This is a genomic window from Vibrio sp. 378 (assembly GCF_033339435.1).
The window spans coordinates 110338-122253 of record NZ_JAWOUO010000007.1 but is presented as its reverse complement, the minus strand read 5'-3'; the positions used below and the strand labels follow the sequence as shown (position 1 = coordinate 122253).

General features: G+C 44.6%; 14 protein-coding genes. 7 read left to right on the top strand and 7 right to left on the bottom strand.

Annotated elements, in window-relative coordinates; translation table 11 throughout:
* Window positions 1–81: 81 nt before the first annotated feature.
* Complete coding sequence (locus R7Q48_RS14600; protein WP_005377620.1) at window positions 82–426, top strand: DUF3802 family protein; 345 nt, start codon at window positions 82–84, stop codon at window positions 424–426.
* Window positions 427–470: 44 nt separating this feature from the next.
* On the opposite strand, the gene R7Q48_RS14595 is transcribed toward R7Q48_RS14600, so the two are convergent.
* Window positions 471–965, bottom strand: coding sequence for an NlpC/P60 family protein (locus R7Q48_RS14595; RefSeq protein ID WP_005377619.1), 495 nt, complete (start codon window positions 963–965; stop codon window positions 471–473).
* A gap of 134 nt (window positions 966–1099) precedes the next feature.
* Between R7Q48_RS14595 and R7Q48_RS14590 the strand changes: the two genes are divergently transcribed.
* The 4 genes from R7Q48_RS14590 to R7Q48_RS14575 all read left to right on the top strand — a co-directional run bounded on the left by R7Q48_RS14590 (window position 1100) and on the right by R7Q48_RS14575 (window position 4648).
* On the top strand, window positions 1100–3118 hold the full coding sequence (locus tag R7Q48_RS14590; RefSeq protein ID WP_017820668.1) for a methyl-accepting chemotaxis protein: 2019 nt from the start codon (window positions 1100–1102) through the stop codon (window positions 3116–3118).
* A 270-nt stretch (window positions 3119–3388) separates the two neighbouring features.
* Window positions 3389–3802, top strand: a complete 414-nt coding sequence (locus R7Q48_RS14585) for an NUDIX hydrolase (RefSeq protein ID WP_021707743.1) — start codon at window positions 3389–3391, stop codon at window positions 3800–3802.
* Window positions 3803–4000: 198 nt separating this feature from the next.
* Window positions 4001–4381 (top strand): hypothetical protein, encoded by a 381-nt coding sequence (locus R7Q48_RS14580; protein ID WP_005377611.1) that lies wholly within the window; start codon window positions 4001–4003, stop codon window positions 4379–4381.
* Window positions 4382–4429: 48 nt separating this feature from the next.
* Window positions 4430–4648, top strand: coding sequence for a hypothetical protein (locus R7Q48_RS14575; RefSeq protein WP_005389537.1), 219 nt, complete (start codon window positions 4430–4432; stop codon window positions 4646–4648).
* A gap of 103 nt (window positions 4649–4751) precedes the next feature.
* Here the strand turns inward: R7Q48_RS14575 and R7Q48_RS14570 are convergent, their stop codons facing one another.
* Window positions 4752–5567 (bottom strand): sterol desaturase family protein, encoded by an 816-nt coding sequence (locus tag R7Q48_RS14570; RefSeq protein WP_031777247.1) that lies wholly within the window; start codon window positions 5565–5567, stop codon window positions 4752–4754.
* 140 nt (window positions 5568–5707) lie between these two features.
* Between R7Q48_RS14570 and R7Q48_RS14565 the strand changes: the two genes are divergently transcribed.
* Window positions 5708–6457, top strand: coding sequence for a tRNA-uridine aminocarboxypropyltransferase (locus tag R7Q48_RS14565; RefSeq protein ID WP_021033873.1), 750 nt, complete (start codon window positions 5708–5710; stop codon window positions 6455–6457).
* A gap of 175 nt (window positions 6458–6632) precedes the next feature.
* Window positions 6633–7541: an N-acetylglucosamine kinase gene (gene nagK / locus R7Q48_RS14560; protein WP_017820672.1), complete on the top strand. Its 909-nt coding sequence runs from the start codon at window positions 6633–6635 to the stop codon at window positions 7539–7541.
* 219 nt (window positions 7542–7760) lie between these two features.
* On the opposite strand, the gene R7Q48_RS14555 is transcribed toward nagK, so the two are convergent.
* From R7Q48_RS14555 to R7Q48_RS14535, 5 genes are all read right to left on the bottom strand, one after another.
* A complete protein-coding gene (locus R7Q48_RS14555; RefSeq protein WP_005377584.1) occupies window positions 7761–8027 on the bottom strand; it encodes a DUF2960 domain-containing protein in 267 nt (88 codons plus the stop codon).
* A gap of 76 nt (window positions 8028–8103) precedes the next feature.
* A complete protein-coding gene (locus tag R7Q48_RS14550; protein WP_206949511.1) occupies window positions 8104–9882 on the bottom strand; it encodes a bifunctional molybdopterin-guanine dinucleotide biosynthesis adaptor protein MobB/molybdopterin molybdotransferase MoeA in 1779 nt (592 codons plus the stop codon).
* Complete coding sequence (mobA, locus tag R7Q48_RS14545; protein ID WP_005377572.1) at window positions 9879–10466, bottom strand: molybdenum cofactor guanylyltransferase MobA; 588 nt, start codon at window positions 10464–10466, stop codon at window positions 9879–9881. The genes R7Q48_RS14550 and mobA overlap by 4 nt, the downstream gene beginning before the upstream one ends.
* The gene (locus R7Q48_RS14540) at window positions 10444–11163 is read right to left on the bottom strand and encodes an energy-coupling factor ABC transporter ATP-binding protein (protein ID WP_025766658.1); all 720 of its coding nucleotides are present in this window, start codon (window positions 11161–11163) and stop codon (window positions 10444–10446) included. Before R7Q48_RS14540 ends, mobA begins: the two co-directional genes overlap by 23 nt.
* 50 nt (window positions 11164–11213) lie before the next feature.
* A complete protein-coding gene (locus R7Q48_RS14535) occupies window positions 11214–11912 on the bottom strand; it encodes an ABC transporter permease (RefSeq protein WP_005389524.1) in 699 nt (232 codons plus the stop codon).
* Between the last annotated feature and the right edge of the window lie 4 nt (window positions 11913–11916).

The following is an 11916-nucleotide window of genomic DNA, read 5'->3' as shown; positions in this document are numbered from 1 at the left end:
AATGAAATTTTCTCGGCATGTCTTACTATTGAAACTATTCTGCTTTCAGCTTCGAAGGCTTGCAATAAACGGAGAAAAACAGTGGTTTTAGAAACCGATGGATATCTCGCTCTTATCGAGCACTTGTCTCTAAATCTAGATATTTTTACGACCGAAATTGGCGACACTGGATCCGAAAGCATCGAAGATGTTGTCACCGATATGGTGGCTTCAAACATCATGGCGATTTTTGAGCAAAATCCAGAACTTCACTCGAGCGTACGTTTCAAATTGTTGAAAGAGGCTGATGCAGTTGTTGAAGATCTTGGTGAGATATTGGCTGGGGTATGGCATAAAAAAGCGACCAATGAACAGATCACGTTCCTTGATGAATACATCGCTCTGGTCAAAAATCTGTTCGATAATGCTGTTGCGACTTACGACTGATATTGTTTTAACTTACAGCAATGTCCGGTTAAGAGTAAGAAGAGTTACATTGTAACTCTTCTTATTTGCCAAAACTTAGATGCCCAGTATGGGTTGTCGATTCTTGAAATAATCACACCTCTAGACGTCGATGCATGCATGAACTGCTTGTTACCCAAGTAAATTCCGACATGATAAGTTGTACGTCTTGTTTTAAAAAACACTAGATCCCCTTGCTTGGCATCCGTCCAACTTAACTCCACACCTTGCGTTGATTGCTGCCTCGTTGTCCTTGGTAACGAGAGCTGATAAGCCTCAATAAACGCTTTTTGTACAAATGCTGAGCAATCAATTCCAGATTTCTGTGTCCCGCCTAAGCGATAAGGCGTGCCGTGCCACTCTGTGTAAAACTCGAACAAGTCGGGGTTGTCCGACAATAGCTGATTTGTAGGTGCTGTCACTTGAGCTTGCTCACTAGGCTCAGGCCCAGAAGAGCAGGCGCTTAGTAGCACACTGATTATCAAAGGAAAATATACTCGACGCAAATCACCACCTGTCATCTCTATGACTCACAACTGAAATATTAGTGTCATAACCAATCCATAGTATGGGCTGCAAATCACGGTTTTGTCTCACAAATGTGACGGAATCACTGCAGAACCGATTCAACCTTAAGAAAGAATAAAAATTGATTATGGCAAAGCGAAAACGCTCACGCACATCACTTTCACTGATTCAGGCTGTCAGTGCAACATTTTTAACTATCATTGCTCTTGTTATAGCCCTTTCTGTCTCAAGTTTCAAAGGAATGGAACAGGTAGGGGAACAATTTGAAGACTTGTCGCAAAAAGCATTACCAATCGCGATGGCAAACGCAAAGTTAACCAGGAATGTATTGGAGATGGTTAAGCTACTCAACCATGGTATGCAGATTACTGAGCCGAAAGAGTTGCCTCTCGTAAAAGAGCAAATCGACTCTCTTGCAACTCAAAGCACAACTTTGGTTGTGAAAGCGTCTGGTGTAGCTCAGCAACTCTCGGAGGAGTTAGACACCAAACTAGCGCGTTTACATAACATCACGCAGTCCATTTTGTTGAAGCAATCTTCGGTGATACAAATTCAAATGGATATTGATGCCGCTGTTGGTGGTTTTCGCTATGGGCTTAGCTCTATCGGCCCGGAAATGAATCGAATCAGTTCGTTCCTTAGTGCTGATAATCCTGAGTCGAGCGATGCCGCTAACCGTTTCATTGCTTCTGCAAGCTCAATGGAAAGTACGTTCTTAGTCATGATGATGCACTCAGAATTAAACAAAGCCGAAAAAGAATACCGAGAAATGCGAAATCGCATAGCAGGTATTAAACTCGCCTATGAAGACTTCCAATCTTTCCATCCTGAAGTAAGTGAATATGCAAGCTTAACCGCACCATATGAGATGGTGAAACAAGGCTTTAGTGAAAAGGGCGTGCTGCGTTTGATCCTCGCCAAACTAGAACAAGGGGAATTGCAACGTTCAGAGTTTAAACAGGCTTCGATGCTTGCGGATGAAACCATGCGGTTACTTGATCAAATCTCCCAAACCGCTGGTCAGTTGATCGATGAAAAGGAGCGGGTGGTCAACGAGACCATTGAATCGGTGAGCGTTGTGCTCGTGTTTGCGGCGTGTGTGATTTCTTTTATTATTCTTGTTACTTGGTTTAGTCTCAAGTCATGGACAAACCGAGGGTTAAGGAATGTACTAACGCGTCTTTCAGCACTTACCGAACATGATTTTCGTGACAAGGCAGAAGAAGTTGGCCCCTATGAGCTGAAAGAAGTAGCACGAAAGTTGAATCAAGTAATCGATTCCACACATGACTCCATTCAAACGGTGACGCGCAATTGTGAAACGCTTTATCAGACGGCAGAAGTAAGTCACAGTGCAGCCGAACAAACAAGTGATGGGTTGGCAACACAAAATGAAGCGTTGTCGAGTATGATCACGACCATAACGCAGCTTGAAGCCTCTATTCGTGAAATAGCAATGGTGACAAACGCATCTTCACAGGACTCGCTCCTTGCAACCCAACACACTGAAAAAGGGGTTCAAGTCGTGGAACAAAACCGCGAACGTTTGGAGTCATTAGAAAGCTCTTTGGATGTAAATGAACAGTCAATGTTAGAGCTAGACCAGCGTGTTAAACAGATTCGTGAAATGGTGGATATGATCAGTGGGATCGCGGACAACACCAACTTACTTGCTCTCAACGCGGCAATAGAGGCTGCCCGTGCTGGTGAGCAAGGGCGTGGATTTGCGGTTGTCGCTGATGAAGTTCGCAAACTTGCAAGTGATACCTCTCAACAAACTACGAACATCCGAGAAATGATGAGCGAGCTTATTACTGCCGCAGAGCGCTCGCGCCAAGCAGTTAATGATTCAAGAGAAGAAATGACCCACGCGCTACAGTCCAGCAATGAAGTGAAATCGACATTCTCTGATATCAACCTCGCGGTTAAGCACATTCAAGAACGTGTTGAGCAAATCTCAGTTGCTACAGAAGAACAAGAACGAGCGACGGCAGATGTATCTCAATCCATCACACATATTTCTGATCTTGGCGAACGCACAAAGCTGCAGCTTGAGTCTATGGTTGAGAGTTCTGAGCAAGTGGCGGAAATTGCTGGGCACCAGCAAGCAATGCTGCACAAGTATGAGCTTCATCAGACCAAGTAAATGAGATGTTTCCACCGACTAAAAGCAGAACCTCGGTTCTGCTTTTTTGTTACGGCTACTCATTTAATGGCTCCTATTTGCATCGCAAAAGTGAGTTACATCTCATCTCGTTCATTTCTAAAGGGTTTAGTTATCACAACGTGATGTTAATGCTTTGTTCGAGGGACTCGTTGACTAGAATGTCGCCAGAATTCAAAGGAATGAATCATGCAGCTTCATGCGATTTTTTTATATCCAGAGAAAGCTAAAGCCATAAGAAGGAGTGGTTTTGTGATCGATAAAGTTTGCCCCGTCGTTCTACGTAATCAAAATCAAGAGATCCTACTTTTTAAACATCCGTTGGCGGGTGTTCAGCTCGTCAAGGGCACTGTTGAAGTGTTTGATGAAAGTTACATCATAGCGGCCAAGCGGGAGCTCGCTGAGGAGTCTGGTATCACACATGTTCATTCCGCACGATATTTATGCTCATGGGACAGTGGCTTTCAAAATCAAGTATGGCATTTTGTTTTGTGTGAGTGTGCTGACCTCGCTAATTCATGGCTGTTTCATACGCAAGACGATGGTGGACATGATTTCGCGTTCTTCTGGCACGATGTCGAGAGCGGCCTTCCCGCGAATGCACATACTGTGTTTCAGCGCGGGCTGGAAAAGGTACGAGAGTTGATAAACCAAGGCGTGATTTAAAGGAGGATTCTGTCGTTGCATTGGCGGATTTGGGACAATGACAAAGCAAACACTATGCTAAATAAAGAAGGTAGAGCAGCCGTTACTGTTCTCATCGTGTTGATAATGGCACTGTCGATCTCAAAAATGGCGATGGGATTACAAATGTTTAAGTGACTTCTATATGCTTTGCTCATTCATTCAGATAAGGAAACGGTAATGGATAAATTCGTCGTGTTTCTCTTATGCCTTTTTATGACAGTTGGCGGAGTGGTTCATCTTTATGACAACATTGTTGGTGGCTTTTTACCTTACGATTTTGCGCCACGCTGGTTGAATATGTATTGGAGCGCTTTGGGACTATTGGACTTATTAGCAGCGTATCTATTGGTCAAGCATCGCCGCTCTGGCCTAGTCGTTATGTTATTGATTCTTATAACCAATGTTATCTTTAGTTCCCACGCTCACTATACATTAGAAATATTAGATAACAACGTCGCCCTACAAATGAAGACACTGTTTTTAGGGTTCTCATTTGGGGTATCTATCTGGTTATGGAATGCGCGAAAACATAGTCAATCGCGCCAAATATTTCGTTAATTATTATTTTCACAACACTCGATTAAGGATTGTAAACAGGGACTCGTTATGAACGATTTTAAAGACTTGGCCAGTTTTGCTGGTTTCAGCGTACTGACAGGTTTGAGCTTTGCCACCACTTTCTTCAGCCTTGCTTTTCTATACAGCTCAATAGAGGCACAGCAAGTAATGAACACCAATGCTTTGGCATGTGCAGTGCTTGGTGTTGTTGGTTTATTTGTTGGTATTACTCAGCTAAACAAAAAGCGTCAGCTAGCAGAAAACTAATCTGTTCTTACACATCATGAGGATGAAGTAGTGTTTAACTGGGGTTTAGGCTTGGTCTATTCGTTTTGTTGACATACTTCATCCAACAATATTTTTTCAACCATTACTTCTTCTCTTTATTGTAGCGAAAGGGCTGCGTTAACAGCTTATCTAATCTTTGCTCTTCTTCGTCTCTAATTTCCGGCACACCAATAACAACATCTTCATGACCCAACTTAGGCTGAGCTCGGTATGTCCCAAAAAAGCGGTCCCAAACTGAAAGGAAAAAACCAAAGTTTGAGTGGGTCTCTTTTACTATCACTGAATGGTGCACGCGATGCATGTCTGGTGTAACTATGACGTTTCGCAGTTTTTGGTCCATAGATAAAGCCAGTTTTGCATTACTGTGATTAAACATCGCGCTCGCATTAAGCACAATTTCAAATACCACAATTCCGATAGGTGAAACACCTAAGATAAACACGGCTGCAATTTTTACTCCCATTGAAATGATTATTTCGAAGGGATGAAAGCGTGCGCCTGTAGTGACGTCTATGTCGAGATCGGCGTGATGCATTCGGTGAATCTTCCACAGCGGTTTTACATGATGAAAGACAACATGCTGAGCGTAAATGACGAAATCAAGCAAAATGACGGTTAGAAAAATATTTAACCAAGCGGGGAGGGACAGAATATTCAGCAGCCCCCATTGTTGCTCCTGAGCTATGACCGCAGCTTGAAAGGCGGCGATAGGCATGATTAAAGCAATAACTAGGCTGTTAAAAGCAACCAATGACAAGTTATTGACCCAGCGAAACCTGCGCGAAGCGGTCAGTGTTTTTCTAGGCAATTTGTTCTCCCAAATAGCACAAAGCAATAATACGCCAAGGAAAAAGCCTAATCTGAGCCATGAGGGTTCTTGAAATGTCGTTTCTGTCACTGTCATTCCCTTATTTATTTCTTTATCTATGACCGAGATAAGAGTGAAATTATTTCAACACACTGCTGATGGGCTTATCTTGAGGCGAAACCATAATATCAGTAGAATCGCGCTCTACTTTTTACTTGGCATTACTTACCATGAGAATTCACGCTTTCCACCGTTTATATCAGTACCGACAATCTATCTCAACCAAGCCTTTCAACGCGCGTGGATGTAAAGTGGTTCGTTGCCAATATTGCCAGGTTTCTGAGCAACACTGTTTGTGCGACCTTCAGCCAAACATCAAGGCCAATATTGCATGTATGTTGATTGTTTCTGAAAACGAAGTGTTTAAGCCAAGTAATACCGGTCGTCTAATCGCTGATACGATTCAAGAGACTTACGTGTATCAATGGAACCGAACAGAACCGTCTGAAGAGATGCTAGCGCTACTACAGGATGACAGTTACCAACCGGTGATTGTATTTCCTGCAGACTATGTGGATGATCCCTCTCGTTTAATTGAAGATCTAGAGCCAGGGCGATTGGTAAAAGAAGATGTCGAGAACAAAAAATGGTTGCTGATCTTTATTGATGGTAGCTGGCGTGAGGCACGAAAGATATTCCGTCGTTCTGATTTTCTTAAATCTTTGCCTGTGCTTTCCATTGAGCCGGAATCTCTGTCTGAATACATCATGCGCCGCTCCGAGAATGAGCAGCATCTTTCAACCGCCGAAGTCGCGACATTAGTTTTAAAACAAGCTGGTGAGCCGAAAGCTGCGGAATGCCTTCAATTGTGGTTTGAAGCCTTCAGAGAAACTTACATGCTGAGCAAGACTCGAGTCAAAAACGACCCTAACCAGCCACACTTGAAACGTTTCAAAGAGTGGATGAAAACCGAGAGCTGACTCTAAGGAATGAGCTTTTGTTGATGGTATGTTGTTCAACTGGCTTCGGTGAGGGGATAAATCTGCATTCGGTCACGGTTTGCAGGCGTACAGATATGGATAATGCCATCAGTTTATACTTTTGACTCTAGCCATTTTTGAGAGTCGTTTGAAGCATTTTTTAGGAGAGAAATACATGTATTACGGCTTTGATGTCGGCGGCACTAAAATTGAATTTGGTGCATTTAACGAGAAGCTTGAGCGTGTAGCGACGGAACGTGTACCTACACCAACAGACAACTACGAGCTGCTGGTTGATACCATTGCGGAATTGGTGAACAAATACGATACAGAGTTTGGCTGCGAAGGTACGATTGGTCTTGGCCTACCAGGTATGGAAGACGCCGATGATGCAACGGTACTAACAGTTAACGTTCCTGCGGCAAAAGGCAAACCACTTCGTGCTGATCTGGAAGCTAAAATCGGTCGCAGCGTAAAAATTGAAAACGATGCAAACTGTTTCGCGCTTTCTGAAGCCTGGGACGAAGATCTTCAAGATGAACCATCTGTACTAGGTTTGATCCTTGGTACTGGTTTTGGTGGCGGCTTTATCTACGAAGGCAAAGTATTCTCTGGCCGCAACCACGTAGCGGGTGAGGTGGGTCACACACGTCTTCCTATCGACGCATGGTTCCACCTAGGCGAAAACGCACCATTACTGGGTTGTGGCTGTGGCAACAAAGGCTGTTTAGATAGCTACCTATCTGGTCGTGGTTTCGAGCTTCTTTACGCGCATTACTACGGCGAAGAGAAGAAAGCGATCGACATTATTAAAGCGCACGTAGAGGGTGAGGAGAAAGCAGTAGAGCACGTCGAGCGCTTTATGGAGCTGCTAGCGATCTGCTTTGCAAACCTGTTTACTGCAACAGACCCACACACCGTTGTACTTGGTGGCGGCTTATCTAACTTCGAATTGATTTACGAAGAGATGCCAAAACGCATCCCTAAACACTTATTGTCTGTGGCTAAGTGTCCTAAGATCATCAAAGCAAAACACGGTGATTCAGGTGGTGTACGCGGCGCTGCGTTCTTAAACATCAAGTAATGACTTAAACCTTACTCGATATAAAGTAAGAAGAAATTTAAAGCCCCGTTTAGACTTTCAAGGTTAAACGGGGCTTTTACTTATATACCGAAGTAACTTGTATACCCAAGTAACTCATATACCTAAGTAATTTCGGTATGCTCGGGTATGGATCATGAACAAAAGTAGCATGCATAAAAAACTCACGACGAATCGTGAGTTTTCTGTTTGCAGCTAAGCTTATTTGTTCTTTTTGCCTACGCCCAGGTTTTCTTTTTGAGCTAGGGTGATTTTGCTAAAGCCTAATTTTCTGAAGTAGTTGTCGCGGTAGTTTCGCACCGCTTTAGTGTCAGACACTGCTTCGATTTGTTGCTCCATCTTTAGGAACTCAGTGATATCGATACCTTCGGCTTCTGCAACTGCTTCTTGAATGTTGCGGTGTTGCTGGTATGAGAACGTCAGTTCTTTGTCTTGGTCTTTGTAAGTGTAAAGAATGGTGCGAGCCATAGCTGTCTCTCTGAAAAGGTTTCTGTATATTAAACAAAAAGGCCAGACTCGCTGACCTTTGAATTTCTAGTTTGAGCTAGATTCTGCCTTGAAGTGGGATAATTGTCACGCTTTCTCCCGCTTTTACTGTATCAATAGCTGGGGAGATTTCGATCAAACAGTTTGCCTCACTCATTGAGCGTAAAATACCAGAGCCTTGCTTGCCTGTTGTACGAACGGTTAAACGGCCAGTGTTATCCAGTTCATAGATTCCTCGACTAAACTCGGTACGACCTTGGCGAGAGCGAAGGTTTTCAGTCGCGATGGCATTCACTTTCAGAGGCTTCCAGCCTTGTTCGCCTTGCATCTTACGCAGTGCAGGCTCGACAAAGTTGATGAATGAAACCATCACGGCAACAGGGTTGCCCGGCAGACCAAAGAACGGCTTGTTGTTGATTTGACCAAACGCTAATGGACGTCCCGGACGCATGTTGATTCGCCAAAAATCGATTTGACCAAGTTTATCCAAGGCAAGTTTGATGTAATCCGCATCACCAACGGATACGCCACCAGAAGTCATAACCACGTCCGCTTGCGCCGATGCGTTTTCCAATGCTTCAATCATTAACTGTTCGTTGTCTTCCAGAATACCGAAGTCCAAGATCTCGCAGCCGAGCTTTTCAAGCATGCCCATGATGGTAAAACGGTTGGAATCGTAGATAGAATTCGCTTTTTGCTCTGTTCCCGGCGCTTGCACTTCGTCACCGGTGGAGAACACGGCAACTTTCAATTTTCGGAATACATTCGCTTCACCAAAGCCAAGCGAAGCGATCATGCCCATTTCTGGAGAGGCGAGGCGAGTGCCTGCGGTAAAGACGTCACTGCCGATAGCGAGATCTTCACCTGCTTGACGAACGTTTTGGCCTGCTTTGATATTCGCACCGTTAAAAGTGACCTTGTCACCTTCTTGAGTGGCTTGCTCACGCATGACCACTGTATCGCCGTTACGTGGTGTTGGTGCGCCAGTCATGATCTTAACTGCTTGACCAACTTCCAGAGGCTGATCGTAAGCATGGCCCGCCATCACTTCAGCAACCACTTGGTAGCTATCACGGTCAACATCATCACTGCGGATGGCATAACCGTCCATCGCGGAGTTGGTGTATTGCGGCACATTTACTGGTGAAACGATATGTTCCGCAAGAACGCGGCCATAGGCGTTTTCAATCTTGCATGCTTCTATTTCCGAAACCGTGTTCACCAAAGAAAGGATTTTCTCTTGGCCTTGAACCACAGAAAGGAAAGCAGGAGAAAGTGTGTCGCAACATGCGGCTTCTTTCTCTTTGTTTTTTGGTGCTTTCGCTTCTTGAACATACTGAATAACGAACTGAGCAATCGCTTCAAGATCATTGATGTTCATTTGTGGCAGTTCAGAGTCCAACTCGCCGCCGTCTGAAGCGATAGCGATGATGTTTTCATCGTTTGGATAAAGCCAAGGCTTGCCGACTTCTTCACGGTGCAATTCGATTTTAGGAAACGCGATGTTTTTGCAGCCTTCGACCAAAACCACATCAAGCATGTCTTCATCAAAACGTGTTAATAGGAATTCAAACTCCGCTTCGGCTTCTGGCGTTTCTGTCATTAACGCAAAACGGTTGCGAGAAGCAATCAGCATTTGAGATGCGCCAGCTTTGCGTAAACGGTAGCTGTCTTTACCCGGCTTATCGACATCGAAGTTGTGGTGCGCATGTTTTAGCATGCCAATGCGTAAACCTGCTTCGGTCAGCTTTGGCAATAGGGCTTCAAGTAGCGTGGTTTTGCCTGTGCCTGAATAAGCTGCAAAACCAAGAATAGGAATGTTTAGCGTGTGTTTCATGATTCTAATTGTCCAAATTGCGCCAGTTCTTCCGGAGTGTTCAAGTTGACGAAACAGTTTGGTGAGTCGCTAAAGTCAACGTAACTGGTGTTGCACTCTTTGTAGAGCAGAATGATTTTGCGGTCGCCACGTTCTAAAAACGCGGTGAGTTTTGGCAGTACGCGCTTGTGGTAGAGCGTAAAAACAGGTTGCTGATGGTCACCATCATGCGCGACCAAAATATCGCTGTCTTCTTTGACAAACTGGCAGAAACGCTCGACAAGGTCGGTGTTAATTTGTGGACTATCGCAAGGTACAAATCCGACCCAGTCAGTTTCAGCATGCATCAAACCCGCGTGAATACCGCCCATAGGCCCAGGGAAATCTTTGAATTGATCACTAAATACGAAACCAAATTTGCTGTACGCATCTTGGTTTCGGTTGGCATTAATTAAAATGCGTGGAGTTTGTGGAGATAAACGTTCAATAACGTGTTCGATGAGTGGCTTCTGATTTAACTCAATCAGACCTTTATCTTTTCCACCCATACGGCTGGCTTGGCCACCAGCCAAAATGACCCAACTAGTTTGTGTTGGTTGAAGCATATGCATTCTCTTGGGATGTTTCTTTTGGTATGACATACAACAGAGGAGACTCTATCAAAGTCTTGTCTTTAATCCACCACTGTTTTTTACATAAGTCGGTCAGTGCGTTGGCCTGATGGCTTGTCACCACGATACTGGAACCACGATCCAAAAGATCTTTCGCCATCACTACCAATCGTTCAATGGATTCTTGGTCTAAAGACGCACTTGGCTCATCCATCAATAAAATCGACGGCTTTAAGATCCAAGCCCTTGCCATGGCAACGCGCTGTTTTTCACCGCCGGACAACACGGAAATATGTTCGTCCGCTAAGGTTTCTAAACCTACCATGCGCAGCGCGTGAATAACTTGAGCTCGCTTATCTTTTTGCGTATCTTGTTGATATTTCACTCCATAGACTACGTTTTCATATACAGTGCCGTCAAAAAGGTAAGGGGATTGATGGAGATAAATCACATCGACACGACCATTGCGACGCGTCAGTCTTTTCAGCCACGTATCTTTTGGCGCAACAACATCGCCAGTAGAGGGTTTGAGCAAGCCAGCAAGGATTTTGAGTAGGGTAGTTTTGCCCACACCATTGTCACCCTTGAGATAAATGGCATCATTTGGGCCGATGGCTAACTCAGGGATGTGGAAAAGCACACGCTCTTTAAAGCGCATGGATAACTGTTCGGCGGTGATTTTTATAGTCATAATTCGCCTCGACATGGGGTTAATGGTGAGTCGTTTGTTTGCTTCATGTTCTATGTTCTGAGGTAGCCTTTGCCTCTCATACTTGATAAGAAGAAGTTTAGAGCCAACGCTAAAGATAGTAATACAATTCCTAATGCAACTCCTTGCGCAAAAGCACCTTTACTGCTTTCCATTGCGATAGCCGTGGGAATATTTCGCGTCACGCCCATAATGTTCCCACCAACCATCATTGAGCAGCCCACCTCGGTCACGATACGTGAAAACCCTGCAATGATAGCCGCAAGTAGAGGAAAGCGGGTTTCCCAAATCATCGTAGCTGCCAAGCGCGGAATGGAGACGCCCAGCGTGATGGCAGTTTCCACTGCACGACGGTCGCTAGATTGTAATGCACCATGCATCATCGATACCAAAACAGGGAAGCAGATCACCATTTGGCCGAAGATCATTGCCTTCTGAGTGAACAGCATTTGCCAGTCTCCCCAAGGGCCAGCACGCGACAGCAACATGTACAGCAACAGGCCAATCACCACAGTAGGGACCGCTTGCAGCGTATTTACGATCGACAACAAAAACCATTTACCGCGAAAGTCGGTATACGCCAGTACAAAGGACATCAAAATAGCCGGCAATACCACTAGGGATATTGCCGTGATAGAAACACTAAAGGAGACCGCAACGATCTCCCATAGGTCTGCATCAAAATTCACCAGTAAGCGAAGCGCTTCCAGTGTTGTATCAGCAAGATTCATATTG

Coding starts and splice junctions, on each gene's coding strand:
- mobA (WP_005377572.1), bottom strand. CDS start 10,466: ATGCTTCAACCAACACAAACTAGTTGGGTCATTTTGGCTGGTGGCCAA.
- R7Q48_RS14595 (WP_005377619.1), bottom strand. CDS start 965: ATGACAGGTGGTGATTTGCGTCGAGTATATTTTCCTTTGATAATCAGT.
- R7Q48_RS14580 (WP_005377611.1), top strand. CDS start 4,001: ATGGATAAATTCGTCGTGTTTCTCTTATGCCTTTTTATGACAGTTGGC.
- R7Q48_RS14550 (WP_206949511.1), bottom strand. CDS start 9,882: ATGAAACACACGCTAAACATTCCTATTCTTGGTTTTGCAGCTTATTCA.
- R7Q48_RS14565 (WP_021033873.1), top strand. CDS start 5,708: ATGAGAATTCACGCTTTCCACCGTTTATATCAGTACCGACAATCTATC.
- nagK (WP_017820672.1), top strand. CDS start 6,633: ATGTATTACGGCTTTGATGTCGGCGGCACTAAAATTGAATTTGGTGCA.
- R7Q48_RS14540 (WP_025766658.1), bottom strand. CDS start 11,163: ATGACTATAAAAATCACCGCCGAACAGTTATCCATGCGCTTTAAAGAG.
- R7Q48_RS14575 (WP_005389537.1), top strand. CDS start 4,430: ATGAACGATTTTAAAGACTTGGCCAGTTTTGCTGGTTTCAGCGTACTG.
- R7Q48_RS14555 (WP_005377584.1), bottom strand. CDS start 8,027: ATGGCTCGCACCATTCTTTACACTTACAAAGACCAAGACAAAGAACTG.
- R7Q48_RS14590 (WP_017820668.1), top strand. CDS start 1,100: ATGGCAAAGCGAAAACGCTCACGCACATCACTTTCACTGATTCAGGCT.
- R7Q48_RS14535 (WP_005389524.1), bottom strand. CDS start 11,912: ATGAATCTTGCTGATACAACACTGGAAGCGCTTCGCTTACTGGTGAAT.